The sequence below is a fragment of the Sorangiineae bacterium MSr11367 genome (assembly GCA_037157805.1).
GTDB lineage: Bacteria > Myxococcota_A > Polyangia > Polyangiales > Polyangiaceae > Pendulispora > Pendulispora rubella.
Window position 1 is genome coordinate 12,129,285 of record CP089983.1, and the last position, 12,763, is coordinate 12,142,047.

A 12,763-nucleotide genomic window follows, 5' to 3' on the forward strand; every position below is an offset into this window, starting at 1 on the left:
TCCCACTTGGCGAGGGTGCGGGCGTTCTTGCCCTCTCGGCGCTGGTCGCCCTGGGGCTCGTCGGGCGCGGCGCAAAGTCGCGCTAGGCGCAAAAGTCGCTCAATCGGCCGTTGCCTTACGTACGCAGCGCGCGCACCACGAGCTTCGCCACGTCCGTGACCTCCACGGGATCGTAGGCGGCCAGGAGCTCGCGCGCATCGATGGGCCTTAGGCCCGCCGCCTCGCAGGCCTGATCGACGAGGTGCTCCGCCGCCTCGTCGATGCGCACCACGGCGAAGCTGCCCTTCATGGCCATGGGCCAAAGCGGCGCGTACGCCGGCACCAGCGGGCAGGTCGTCACATCGAGCTGCATCGCGCCGTGAATCGGGACCAGCGCCACGGTGGCGGGCATCGGAATGGGCGGCACGCCGTGCGGGGACGGCGCCGCGCCCTCGAGGCACGAGACCGCGTGCGCGATGACCGCGAGGCGGTGGGGCGCGCCCGCGAAAACGAGGCGAACCGCATCGCCGATGCGGAGGCGCTTCCGCTGCTCGATGGTGCGCGCCAGCGCGGCGAGCTCCTCCCCGGTGCCGAGCGGCACCCTCTCGTGGGGCGGTGCGAGGATGCGCACGCGGCCGCTGCGTTTCAGCTCCAACACGGCGGAGAGGATCTCCACATCGGACGCCGGAACGCGGTCGAGCAGCGCATCGAGAAGAATCGGCCCGCGCAGGTGCACGAGGAGCGCCCGCGCCGAGGTGCTCATGGTCAGCGGCAAGCTCGGATCCGTCTCCACCGCGAGGAGCGGGCGCGCGTGCGGATCGGGAAAGGCCTCGCGGAGGCGTTCGAGCTCGAGCAAGACGCGCGGAACCGCGTGGAGGATCTGCTCCGTCGGCGTGCGGATGCGGCGGGTTCCCGTGGTGCGGTGCTCGAAGCTCCACGTCGCGCCGGGAAGGGCCAGCGCCCGGTACAGCGCCTTTTCCCCGGTGGCGTCGAGAAAAAGCGCGTCCTCGATGTTGCCCATCGCGAGCCGCAGCTCGGCGACGCGTTCCCCTTCGCGCACCACCAAGGTACCGGTGCGCTTGGCCCGCACGAACTCGCGCAAGGTCGCCACCGGATCGGCGCTGGTGCTCATGCGCGCGCCTCGACCAGCTTGCGCGCCACCAGATCGGCCAGCATGGCGTCGGCCGCGTGCACGGCCTTGAACCGATCGCGTTGCCGAACGCCGCAACACGTCCAGGTTCCATGCTCGGCCGCGACGACGATGGCATCCACGCCGTCCCCGTCCGAGCCGCGCAGATCGATCTCCTCGACGTCGCCGCACACCTCGCGCACCGCCGGGCCGAAGCCCACGCCGTCGCGGCCGGAGACCAGCAGGGACATCGCCCCACCGCGGCGCGCCTCGAGGCAGGCGTGCCGCACCAGCGACAGCGCCGCGGGCACGGCGAGATCCAACGGATAGGGAGAGCCCTCCCCCGCATCGAGCAGCGGGCACGCCAAGAGCCCTTCGACGATGGCGCGCAGGCTTTTGCGGCCCAAATCGAGCATCCGCACCGGCGATCGCAGGGAAAGCTCGACCCGGGCGCGCGCGAGCTTCATCAGCGCGTCGGCGGTGCCGGCATCTTGGGGAAAGGTGGCCGCGCCCACCGCGCCAAAGGCCATTTTTCGCCGCAGAAGCTGCGCTTGCAGCGACCCGGTGCTGGGCAAGAGCAGCCACACTTCGTCGTCGCCTTCGTCGCGCCCGAGCGCGTCGCCGGGACGGGTCAACGCGCGCAGCTCCTCTTTGAGCTTCGACGGCGGCCGGCGCATCGCACCCAGCGGATCCGAGAGCGCCACGCAGATCGCCGAGACCTTGCGCCCGTGCCGCGCGGCTTCGTCCAGCGCGCTCGCGAGGAGCTCGCGAAACCGCGCCACCGTCTCGAAACGCGCCGGCTCCGCACCCCGCGCCGCCGCCCCGGCCGCACGAGAGGCCAGCACCACGAGCGACGAGGCAAACGACGTGAGATCCGCGAGCGCCGGCCGGTACGCGGGATCGCCGCCCTCGACCACCACGGCCCCCGGCCCCAGCGCAAACGTCTCGCGGTCTTGCTTCGAGCCGAACCTCTCGAGATCGATGTCCCCCGAGCTCTCGGGCGCGGTGACCGGCCCCGAAGTGGCCACCCGGGAAAGCGACGCGCCCTCGGGCTGGTACACGGAGACCGCGCGCGCCGCGCCCACCTGCACGACGGCATCGGCGACGGCGCGCATCAGATCGGGCATCGCGCCGCGTGCGGCCAGCTTGGCCATCTGGCGCATCGCCTCGATGGCAATCCTTGCATGTGCAAGCTGTGCTCCCAGGAACTCGCGATGCCGCGCCGTCCCGCGCTTTTCACGCACCTCGCCCATGGCGCGCAAAATCGCGTCGCCCGTCGTGGGCAAGGTCAGCATGCCGGTGGCCCCCAAGGTGAGCCCCTCGAGGGCCAAATCCAACTTGGGCGACGGCGCCATGGCGTAAACGGTGATGCCCTCCGAGGCGGACTGCAGATGGTGCACGAGCGAGAGCCCCGTCCCCTCGCCCAAGGTCACGTCCACGAAGGCGAGGTCCGGCTTCAAATTGGCGCAGACCGCGATGGCTTCGGCGAGGTCGGAGGCGCCCGTCACGCGATCGCCCATGTGGCTCGCGGTCTCCTCGAACGTGCGCAACTCCTCCGGGTCCCGGCACACGACGAGCACGCTCATCGGCGGCATGGGCGGCATGCGCAGCGCCGAGGCCAGGTCGCTCATCCGGCGACGTCGACCCGCCCCGAGAACACATGCTGGGCGCCGCCCCGCATTCGCGCCCGCCCTCCGTCTCCCTCGACCCAGATGGTGAGCGGGCCGCCGGGAAGGCGCACCGTCACGGGGCTCCCCCACGGTGCGAGGTCGCGCGAGCACGCCGCAGCCACCGCCGCGCAGGCGCCGGTGCCGCAGGCCAGGGTCAGTCCGACGCCGCGTTCCCACACGACCAGGTCGATGAAGCTGCGATCCTGCACGCGGGCAAAGCCGATGTTGGCCCCCTCTGGGAAGGCCTCGTGCGTGGCGAGCCGCGGCCCGATGCGGTCGATGTCCTCGGCCGTGGGTCTTCGCAGCGAGACCGCGTGCGGATTGCCCACGTTGATCTCGACCAGATCGATGTCGCTCCACTCGGACTTCTCGCCTGGCAGCGAAAGGCGCCGGCTGCCGTGGATGCGCACGACGCCCATGTCGACGGTGACCTCGGCGGCGCGGTTCTCGGCGCCGTCCAATTCGACGTGGCAGCGGCGGGGGCCGGCGTCGGTCTCGAAGGTGGCATCGAGCACGCGCTCACCGCGCGAGGCCCTCGTGTGGTGACGCGCCACGTGGAGCGCCATGCAACGGATGCCGTTGCCGCACATCTCGGGGATGCTGCCGTCGGCGTTGAGCACGCGCATGCGGGCCAGCGCGCTGGGTCCACCGGGCAGCACGAGGATCACGCCGTCGCCGCCGATGCCGAATCGGCGATCGCAAAGCTTGGCGGCGAGTTCCGGCGAGACGACGCCGTCGTCCTCCGCGTCGATGACGAGGAAGTCATTGCCAATCCCCTGGTATTTCTCGAACGATAGCGTGCGGCTCATCGGGCCTGAGCGTACCCTCATTTCCGCGGCTCGGCAGCCCCGCGGATGAAGCGTTCGAGGCGGGAGAGCGTCTCGGCCGCGGTGAGCCCGTCGACCTCCACCTGCTTCTCCCTCGAACCGGTGCCGCGCACCAGACGGACGGATTTCTGGGGCATGCGAAGAGCCTCGGCCAAGGTCCGCACGAGCTCTTCGTTCGCCAGGCCGTCCACCGGCGGGGCCGCCAGGCGCACGTCGAGCGCGCCTTCGCGCACGCCCACGATGGCGCTCTCTTTGGCGCGCGGCTTCGCATGCACGGCAAAGCGCACGACGTTGCCCTTGGCGACGAGGGACAAGCCGGCCGATGCATCCGGGTAGGAACTTGGGGCGGAGCGGTCTACGCTCGAGTGTTCCGGCGAGGCGTGTGGACGACGAGTCACCCTAGGAACCATACGACCGCGGAGATAGGAGCCAAACATCGTGCGATCGATTGTGCTGAGTGGATTCATGGCAACGGGCAAAAGCACGGTCGGGGCGCGCCTGGCCGCCAGACTCGGCCTTCCCTTCGTGGACACGGACGAGCTCATCACCGCCGCCGCCGGCCAGTCGATTCCGGAGATCTGGAAGAGCCAAGGCGAGGCCGCCTTCCGCGCGCGCGAGCACGAAGTCGTGCGCTCCTTGCTGCTCGACGCCACGCCACGCGTGATCGCGTTCGGTGGCGGCACGGTCACGTCGCGCGAGCTGCGGCACATGGCCCTCGAGCGCACCGTGCTCGTGACGCTGACGGCGCGACCCGAGACGATCGCGCGCCGTGCGGGCGACGTTTCCGGGCGGCCCAACTTGGCCGCGCCCGATCCGGCGGTGCGCGTGCAGCATCTGCTCGAGCAGCGCGCGGCCGTCTACGCCGAGTGCCACCAGACCTTGCAGACCGACGACGTGGACGCGGATGCGCTGGTCGACGCCATCGTCCCACTCGTGCAGCGCGATCCGCTGGCGGTGCCGCTCGGGGAGCGCAGCTACGTGGTGGACGTGACGCACGACGCGCCGGAGCGCGTGACGGACGCCATCGCGCGCCTCGCGCCCTCGTCGCTGCTGGTGGTGACCGATGCGCACGTGGAGCGGGCGCGCGGCAAGGCCCTGGAGACAGCGCTGCACCCTCTGACGATTCCGTCGACGCGGGTGTCGTTGCCGCCGGGCGAGGAGCAGAAGGTGCTGCCCACCGTGGGCACGATCTGGGACGCCGCCCTAGGCGCGGGCATCGACCGCGGGGCGCTGGTGGTGGCCTTTGGCGGCGGCGTGGTGGGCGATTTGGCCGGATTTGCGGCGTCCACGCTCCTGCGCGGCGTCGACTGCATCCAGATCCCCACGACCTTGCTCTCGATGGTGGATTCGTCGGTGGGCGGCAAGACGGGCTTCGATCATCCCGTGGGCAAGAACGTCATCGGGGCCTTCCACCAGCCGCGCGCCGTCATCGTGGACCTCGCCCACCTCGCGACCTTGTCCGAGCGTGAATTTGCCTGTGGAATCGCGGAGATCGTGAAGATTGCGGCCATCGCGGACGCCCCGCTGCTCGAGGCGCTCGAGGCGGTGGGACCTCTGTCGCCGCAGCGGCTCGAAGGGTTGCTTCCCATCGTCCGCGCGGCCATCGCGGCCAAGGTGCGCATCGTCCGCGACGACGAGCGCGAGACCGGGCACCAGCGCGTGCTGCTCAATTTGGGCCACACCCTGGGGCACGCCATCGAGGCTCATGGCCGGTTCTCGCGCTACCGGCACGGAGAGGCCGTGGCCCTCGGGACGGTGCTGGAGCTCGAGTTGGGGGTCAAGTTGGGGCTCACCCCGCCCGCATACGTGGAGCGGATCCGCACCCTGCTGCGTCGCTTCCACCTGCCCACCGAGATTGCGGCCGCCGATCTCGCCGCCTCGTTCCGGTTCGTCGGCAGCGACAAGAAGCGCCGCGGGAACCGCATTCGGATCCCCTTTGCCTCGGGGCCGGGTCAGTCCGTGGTGAAGGACGTGACCCATGACGAACTCCGGCACGCCGTACTGACTTAAGGTCATTGCTCGCGGCCACGAAGCGGTGGAAACATCGCTTCGTGCGAACCGCCTTCACCCTCGCCTCCTCGGTCGCCGCGATCGCCTGGAGCTGCAGCGCCTTCGAAGGCCGCGCCCACGCCGCGCCGCAAGTGAGCGTCGGAACGACGGTCGGGGCAGCCGTGACCGATCTCCGGCTGGAGGACGGACCCCATGGAGCCTTCCACCTCGGGGCGAAGGGGGACGTGTTCTTCCTGCGTTCGAGCGAGCGCAGCATCGGCGTGGGGCCCTTCGCCGAGGTTCTGACCGCGGGCTTCGACACCTTGGAGGCGGGAGGCGGTCTTTCCGTCTTGCTGCCTGTGTTCTCGTCCGTGCCGGTCATCCTGTCCGGGGGCGCCTTCGCGCGTCGAGCGCCCGCCTTGGACTGGGAGGGCGGCCTGTCGACGACGCTGTTCTTCGGGGCCATGGGCTACAACTTCCACTCCTCGTACGAGATGCAGAACGGCCTCTTCGTGTCGGCCCGCTACGGCCTCGGCGACGGCCGCCAGGCCGACATCGTCTTCGGGGTCCGGTTGGACCTGATGCTCTTCGCCCTGCCCGCGATCTTCATCTACGAAGCAATCGCCCACTAGGCCCTGGAGAAGATTCACAGGGAGGCGGGGAGTTTTTTGGGTTCAGTCAGCGCGGTGGGCCCACTGAAGGGCGACCATTGCGGCCTGTTTTCCGTGCTGGTTTCCTCTCCAACGCCCTGTGAGCTCGCGGTGTATTTCGACTCCCCGCCGCGAGGCGACTGCTCACTAGGCTGGGACGAGGTTTCACGGGGGAGAAGGGGAGATCTTTGTCGTCAATCGGTCACCTGGAGCATCGTCGCTTGCGCCCAAACCCGCCGGTATCTCTCTCCCCCTAAACCCTAAACCCTAAACCCTAAACCCTCGCTTTTATGGTGACCCAAGCGGGGTGGGACTATGGTGGTCTGGATGGATCGTCGCGCCAGCCAGGTGATGCATGTGCAGGTCGCCGGCCAGCGGTACAAGGTCGTGAGCTCGTCATCGCAGGCCGAGTTGACCCGGCTCGCGGCCGCGGTGGACGCCAAGCTGGCCGAGCTCGCGCATCGACCCAACCCCGGGGCGCCGCCATCCATTGTGCTGGCCGCCATTGCCCTTGCCCATGACCTTGAGCAAGAGCGGGCGAAGCGTCAGCGCGTCGAGGTGAAGGTTCGTGATCTTCTGCGTCGGATCCTGGTGCGCATCGACAGCGCCCTGGAGTCGTCGGCAGAAGGGGAAGGCTCTCGTTCTGAATGATATCGGTGAACCAAGGCGCCCCCAGCGCCCAACTCGAGACCGAGCCGGTGGCTCCCAGCCAGCCCTCGTCCGTGTTTCACGTGAAACAGGGTGCGCCCCCTGCCCTGGCCCATCTTTCCGAGGCCATCGAGGCGCTCCGCACCCAGGACCTCCTCCGCGAGCGCCATGCTCCGCTCGACCCGACGTCCGTCTCCTTTTGCTCCAACGACTACCTTGGCCTCGCCAGCGTTCCCCTCACCGGGCACACCCCGCGCGGTGCGGGCGCCTCCCGCCTGATGGCCGGTGAGCGTGCGGCGCACGGGGAGCTCGAGCGCGCACTGGCCACCTGGCTGCGCACCGAAGACGCTCTGGTCTTCTCCAGCGGGTACGCCGCGAACCTCGGAGCGGTCGCCGCGCTGGCGCAGCCCGGGGACGTCGTCGTCAGCGATGCCCTCAACCATGCTTCGCTCATCGACGGGTGCCGTCTCTCCAAGGCGCGAACCATCGTCGTCCCCCACCTGGATCTCGATGCCGTTGGCCAGGCCATCGCCACTGCCGCCCCGGGGAGGGCTTGGGTCGTCGTCGAGTCCTATTACGGGATGGATGCCGACTCCCCCAACCTGCGTGCCCTTCGGGCCCTTTGCGACACGACCGGGGCCGCCCTCATCGTCGACGAGGCCCACGCGCTGGGCGTTTTTGGTCCCGATGGGCGGGGTCTGTGCGCCGAACAGGGCGTCATCCCCGACGTCCTCATCGGAACCATGGGCAAGTCCCTCGGCCATAGCGGGGCCTTCGTCGCAGGCTGCCGCGCCCTGACCACCTGGCTCTGGAACCGCGCCCGGCCCTTCGTGTTCTCGACCGGGATCAGCCCCGCGGTCGCGGCCAGCGCCCGGCGGGCCCTGGACCAGTCCGTCGCCGAACCCTGGCGACGCCACACGGTGCTCTCCCACTCGAACCACCTACGGGAGTCCCTGGACGCGATGGGCCTGACCGTCCTGGGCTACGGTCACATCCTCCCCATCGTCATCGGGGACGCTCGCGCAGCCGTCGAGGCCGCCGCCAAACTGCACGAGCATGGGCTTCACGTTCTCGCAGTGCGTCCACCTACCGTTCCCTACGGAACGTCGCGCCTGCGCTTGACCGTGACGGCCCGGCATACCGACGTTCACGTTGAGAACGCGATCCGCGCCCTTAGCCTTGTCCTTGCTACTTCGTTCGAAGAGCCCAAATCTTAACTTTCGCCCATCGGTCCAACAGAGGGGGAGTCTGCCTTGAGACGCATCGTCATCACCGGCACCGGTACCGGAATTGGTAAGACGCATTTCGCCTGCGCCATAGCTCGTGCGGCGTCCGCCCTGAAGTTGCGCGTGGCCGCCTTCAAGCCCGTTGAGACGGGGGTCGAGCCCGCGGGCGGTGAATACACCGACTCGGCCCAGCTGGCCGCCGTCTCATCGTTTCACGTGAAACGGTGGCTCGACCCCGTTTACACCTTTCGCGAGCCGATCTCCCCCCACCTCGCCGCCCGACGCGCAGGCATCTCTCTGGAGCTCCAGCCCATACTGGACGCCATCCGACTCTTCGATGACCTGGATCTCAACCTGGTCCTCCTCGAACTGGTGGGGGGCCTCTTCAGCCCCCTCAACCGGAAGGAGTCGAACGCCGACCTCGCCCTCGCGCTGCACCAGGCCGCGGTCGCCTCGGCCTCCGCCATCCCGATCACCCAGCAGATCGCCGTGGCCGCCGAGTCCAGCGGCGCCGGCGCCCCGGTCGTCGTCACCCCGCCGCCCGCCACCGAGATCCCCGGCTCCACCTCGGGAACCTGGTCCTCGTCCGGGGCCAGCCCGTCCGACCCCGCCTTTCCGTCCGCCGCCTGGTCTCGGGCCGATTCCTTTCCCCCCGAGCACACGGCCAGCACGCCCCCCGCCCAGGATGACTCCATCCCGCGTGTCGTCCTCGTCGCCCCGGACCGCCTTGGCGTCCTTCACGAGATTGCCGCCACCGCGCGCGCCGCGGAAGCCATGGGGCTGCCCATCGCTGGCGTGGTCCTGGCCATGCCGGAGCGCCCGGACTCCTCCACGGGCCTCAACGGCAGCGAGATCCAGTACGTCACTGCCGCCCCCTACCTCGGGACCCTGCGGCGTGCCCCCATCGACACCCTGGCTTCCGACCTGAAGATCAGCGGCTTCTTCAACCGCCTCTTCGGCTAGCCCCGCGACCCCTTCAGGACACGATCCAAAAAGCGACCGCCAAGACGCCAAGGTCGCCAAGAGAGATTTCCGGGGCGGGGCGCTCGCGGCAGCCCTTCCAACCCACCTCATTTCTTGGCGCTCTTGGCGTCTTGGCGGTTCCACTCCGCGCATGCCCCCGGACCGGGCTACTTCGCGCTCGACTTCGCCCAGAGGTTGATGCCCGCGTCGGTCGCGTGGCTGTCGATCTCCTTCAGTTCCGCGGCGCTGAACTCGAGCTTCGACAGGGCGGCCACGTTCTCCTCGAGCTGGGTCACCGAACTCGCCCCAATGAGGGTCGAGGTCATTCGCGCGTCCCGCAGGGTCCACGCCAGGGCCATCTGGGCCAGCGACTGGCCGCGCTTCTTGGCAATTGCGTCCAGCGCTCGAACCTTGGCCAGGTTCTCCTTCGAAAGCTGCTCCGTCCCCAGCGAGCCCGGGCGGCTTGCGCGCGAGCCCTCCGGAACGCCCTCGAGGTACCGGCTCGAGAGAAGGCCCTGGGCCAGCGGTGAGAAGCCGATGCAGCCGACACCCTCCCGCTCCAGCACGTCCAGCAGCCCGCCCTCGATCCACCGGTTCAGCAGCGAGTACGACGGCTGGTGGATCAGCAGTGGTGTCCCCATGCGCCGCAGGATCCCGGCCGCCTCCGCCGTCTTCTCCGGCGAATACGACGAGATGCCCACGTACAGCGCTTTGCCCTGGCGCACGGCCGCGTCGAGCGCGCCCATCGTCTCCTCCAGGGGCGTCGCCGGGTCGAAACGGTGCGAGTAAAAGATGTCGACGTAGTCGAGCCCCATGCGATGCAGGCTCTGGTCGAGGCTCGCGAGAAGGTACTTTCGCGACCCGAAGTTCCCGTAGGGGCCCGGCCACATGTCGTAGCCCGCCTTGGTCGAGATCACGAGCTCGTCCCGGTACGGGCGCAGATCCTTGGCCAGGATCTCGCCGAAGTTCGCCTCCGCCGAGCCGTACGGCGGACCGTAGTTGTTCGCCAGGTCGAAATGCGTGATGCCCAGGTCGAAGGCCCGACGCGCAATCGCACGCCCGTTCTCGAAGGGCCGGTCTCCGCCGAAGTTCTGCCAGAGGCCCAGCGAGATCAGCGGCAACTGCAGACCGCTGCGGCCCGACCGTCGATAGGCGATGCGCTCGTACCGATCCGACGCTGCAAGGTATCCTTTTTCCATGCGCCAGACTTACCCCAGTCAGAAGGCGCCCGACAGGCTCGCGCCCACCGCCGTGATCTGCACGTGCTGCAGGTGCAGCCCCGCCCGCGGGCGCTTCTCTGCGGGGGTCAGCAGGAAGTACACGCCCACGCCCGCAGCCACCGCCCCCAGCGCAAACGAGACCGTGCTCACGGTCGCAAAGGTCTTGCCCTGCCGCGCGGCGTCCACCGAAGCGCCATCGCACCGGTCGTAGTCGGGCCCGCACGTATCCTTCACCGTGCCGGCCCGCAACAGCGCCATCAGCCCCGTCACCGTTCCCGCAGCCAGCCCCACGGCCCCGACGCCCAGCAGCGCGTAACCCAGCGTCGAGCGCCCCTGGCCCGAGCCGGTTTCGCTCCCGCGCGGCGGACCCTCCGTCCGCCCCGGCACCGATCGCACGTCCCGCGGCGGCGACGGGTCCTGTGCATCCAGCGCGAGGACCACCGTCACCTCCCGGGACTCCCCTTCGGCCACGAGCACGCTCACCCGCGTCTCCTTGCGCCCCTCTGCAAGCGCCACCACCACGTGGTGGCCGGGGTCCACCGGAAGCGGAACCCCCAATGCGGCGTCCCCCAGATCGTGCTCGTCCCGGCGCACGCGCACCTTGGCCGGCAACGCTCCCGCGAGCCGCACGGTCAGCCGCGGCACCCGTGGCTCCAAGGCCTTGCTTCGCCCGCGCGCGAACGCGACGCGCGAATCACCACGTGGTAGCGCCGTCTCCGCCTGCAGAAAATGCTCCCATGCCCGCGCCAGCTGGCCGCGCCGCTCTTCGCAATCCGCCAGGTTCAACAGCGTCCCCGGCGCGGGCTCCAGCCGCTGGCTCTCGGCGAACTGCGAGCATGCGGTCGCCCAGTCGCCCGCGCGCGCGGCCTCTTTTCCACGGCGGTACATCGCCTCCGCGCCAGCCGCGTCGTGCGGCTGCGCCCAGGCCGGCGTACCCAACACCAAAAGACTCCCGAAGCCTACGATGCACCCGCGAACCAGCGACGTCCGTGACACGCTTGGGTCGTACGCCGCCGTCCGCTAATGTCTGCCTCGGTCCAGCGGATTTTCGCCCTCCGGTACCGGCGCCACCACGGCGGACGCCGACGCCGCGGGACGACGCCGCGGCTGCCCCGACGGCACCGGCACACGCCCCGGCGGGGACGACGCTGCGGGCGGCCCCGCATCCAGCATGCCCACGGGAACCATCGCCGCAGACGCCACCGGCGCCGACGCCGGCTCGACCGACACCGAGGGCGCTGCCCGATCCTCCGGCGCTGCCACCGCCGCGGGATGTTTTGGCCACGCGGCCAAAATTGCCGCGCCGCCGCCGAGCACCCCTACGATCACCCCGGCGGCCAGCCACACCACGCGCCGCTCCCTCCCCTGCCCCTTGGTCGACGCGCCGGCCGATGCCGCCACCACCGGCGACGCACTCAACGTCGCACCCTCGTGCATCGACACCCGGGCGTCGTTTCCCGCGAGCACCGGCGTGATCACCACCTGCATCGGGGCCATCGTCTCGTTCGACCCGACGACCATCGTGTCGCGGCCCACGACGGCCGCCTCCGCCGCCCGCACGGCCTCGTGCATCGCGTGCGCGGTGCGCCACCGCCAGCCTTTGTCGAAGGCCAGCGCCCGGTCGATCACCACGGCCACCTCCGGCGCAATCCCCGGCAGCGCCGCCGCGGCCAGCGGGAGCGGCTGATTCATCGCCAACAGCAGCTCCTCGTTCATCGTCTCCGCTGCCCGCAGCGAACGCCCCGCCAGAAGCGTCATCAACGTCGCGCCCACGGCCCACACGTCGCTCTGGCCGTCGACCTCCTCCCAGCGGCCGCGCGCTTGCTCCGGCGGCATGAAGGCCGGTGTTCCCAGCACCATGCCGCCGAGGGTCCCGCCCGTGCTCCCTCCTGCGGCTTCGCGCAGGCGCGCGATGCCGAAATCGAGAATCTTCACGTCCCCGCCCGGCACGGTCACGAACACGTTCTCCGGCTTGATGTCGCGGTGAACGATGCCCCGTTCGTGCGCCGCCACCAGCACCTCCAGCACCCGCCGGGTCACACGCAACGCTTCGCCCACCGTGAGCGGCCCATCGCGAAGCGCGCGATCGAGCGAATACCCGTCGAGCAACTCCATCACCAAAAACGGCGCGCCATCCTCCGCGATGTCGTCGTCCAACACGCGCACCGCCCCCGGATGCTCCACCTTGTTGGCCGCATAACCCTCGCGCAAAAACCTCGTGTGGATTTGTGCATCCGTGGCGAACGACGCGTGCAACACCTTCACCGCCACGCGGTGTCCGTTGCGATGCCTCGCGGCGTAAACCGCCGCCATCCCGCCCACGCCGAGCACGCGCTCGAGGCGCCATTTCTGGCGCAGCAGCATCCCCACGCGCGTCTGTGCCGCCTGGCGCGGGTTAAACTCATCCATCGCGCGCAGGATACCAAACGCGCGGACGTCCGCGCGGACGTGCCGTGCCGCGT

The 12,763-nt window shown here is 69.8% G+C and carries 11 protein-coding genes and 1 pseudogene; 5 read left to right on the forward strand and 7 right to left on the reverse strand.

The features are described from left to right. Positions 1–115: 115 nt before the first annotated feature. Genes LVJ94_47030 through LVJ94_47045 form a run of 4 tightly spaced genes read right to left on the reverse strand, consistent with a single transcriptional unit; the run spans position 116 to position 3,919 of the window. Positions 116–1,111 (reverse strand): hypothetical protein, encoded by a 996-nt coding sequence (locus tag LVJ94_47030; protein WXB04445.1) that lies wholly within the window; start codon positions 1,109–1,111, stop codon positions 116–118. Further along, entirely contained in the window at positions 1,108–2,739 is a 1,632-nt protein-coding gene (locus LVJ94_47035; protein ID WXB04446.1) for a response regulator, read from the reverse strand. Before LVJ94_47035 ends, LVJ94_47030 begins: the two co-directional genes overlap by 4 nt. After that, a complete protein-coding gene (gene dapF, locus LVJ94_47040) occupies positions 2,736–3,587 on the reverse strand; it encodes a diaminopimelate epimerase (GenBank protein WXB04447.1) in 852 nt (283 codons plus the stop codon). The genes LVJ94_47035 and dapF overlap by 4 nt, the downstream gene beginning before the upstream one ends. 17 nt (positions 3,588–3,604) lie before the next feature. Further along, the gene (locus tag LVJ94_47045) at positions 3,605–3,919 is read right to left on the reverse strand and encodes a DUF167 domain-containing protein (GenBank protein ID WXB04448.1); all 315 of its coding nucleotides are present in this window, start codon (positions 3,917–3,919) and stop codon (positions 3,605–3,607) included. Between the two features lie 124 nt (positions 3,920–4,043). Between LVJ94_47045 and aroB the strand changes: the two genes are divergently transcribed. The 5 genes from aroB (at position 4,044) to LVJ94_47070 (ending at position 9,081) form a co-directional block, all read left to right on the forward strand. Continuing rightward, the gene (aroB, locus tag LVJ94_47050) at positions 4,044–5,615 is read left to right on the forward strand and encodes a 3-dehydroquinate synthase (protein WXB04449.1); all 1,572 of its coding nucleotides are present in this window, start codon (positions 4,044–4,046) and stop codon (positions 5,613–5,615) included. A 41-nt stretch (positions 5,616–5,656) separates the two neighbouring features. Next, entirely contained in the window at positions 5,657–6,226 is a 570-nt protein-coding gene (locus LVJ94_47055) for a hypothetical protein (protein WXB04450.1), read from the forward strand. A gap of 345 nt (positions 6,227–6,571) precedes the next feature. Next, positions 6,572–6,895, forward strand: coding sequence for a cell division protein ZapA (locus tag LVJ94_47060; protein WXB04451.1), 324 nt, complete (start codon positions 6,572–6,574; stop codon positions 6,893–6,895). A 5-nt stretch (positions 6,896–6,900) separates the two neighbouring features. Next, positions 6,901–8,109, forward strand: a complete 1,209-nt coding sequence (locus LVJ94_47065; GenBank protein WXB04452.1) for an 8-amino-7-oxononanoate synthase — start codon at positions 6,901–6,903, stop codon at positions 8,107–8,109. A 36-nt stretch (positions 8,110–8,145) separates the two neighbouring features. Continuing rightward, positions 8,146–9,081: an AAA family ATPase gene (locus tag LVJ94_47070; GenBank protein WXB04453.1), complete on the forward strand. Its 936-nt coding sequence runs from the start codon at positions 8,146–8,148 to the stop codon at positions 9,079–9,081. A gap of 167 nt (positions 9,082–9,248) precedes the next feature. On the opposite strand, the gene mgrA is transcribed toward LVJ94_47070, so the two are convergent. The 3 genes and pseudogenes from mgrA to LVJ94_47085 all read right to left on the reverse strand — a co-directional run bounded on the left by mgrA (position 9,249) and on the right by LVJ94_47085 (position 12,614). Continuing rightward, a complete protein-coding gene (mgrA, locus tag LVJ94_47075) occupies positions 9,249–10,280 on the reverse strand; it encodes an L-glyceraldehyde 3-phosphate reductase (protein ID WXB04454.1) in 1,032 nt (343 codons plus the stop codon). A gap of 18 nt (positions 10,281–10,298) precedes the next feature. Continuing rightward, the gene (locus tag LVJ94_47080) at positions 10,299–11,297 is read right to left on the reverse strand and encodes a hypothetical protein (protein ID WXB04455.1); all 999 of its coding nucleotides are present in this window, start codon (positions 11,295–11,297) and stop codon (positions 10,299–10,301) included. A gap of 630 nt (positions 11,298–11,927) precedes the next feature. After that, a pseudogene (locus LVJ94_47085) lies at positions 11,928–12,614 on the reverse strand (serine/threonine protein kinase). Positions 12,615–12,763: the final 149 nt, after the last annotated feature.

Excerpts from the sequence above, each read along its gene's own strand:
- LVJ94_47030 (WXB04445.1), bottom strand. The coding sequence starts at position 1,111 with ATGAGCACCAGCGCCGATCCGGTGGCGACCTTGCGCGAGTTCGTGCGG.
- LVJ94_47035 (WXB04446.1), bottom strand. The coding sequence starts at position 2,739 with ATGAGCGACCTGGCCTCGGCGCTGCGCATGCCGCCCATGCCGCCGATG.
- dapF (WXB04447.1), bottom strand. The coding sequence starts at position 3,587 with ATGAGCCGCACGCTATCGTTCGAGAAATACCAGGGGATTGGCAATGAC.
- LVJ94_47060 (WXB04451.1), top strand. The coding sequence starts at position 6,572 with ATGGATCGTCGCGCCAGCCAGGTGATGCATGTGCAGGTCGCCGGCCAG.
- mgrA (WXB04454.1), bottom strand. The coding sequence starts at position 10,280 with ATGGAAAAAGGATACCTTGCAGCGTCGGATCGGTACGAGCGCATCGCC.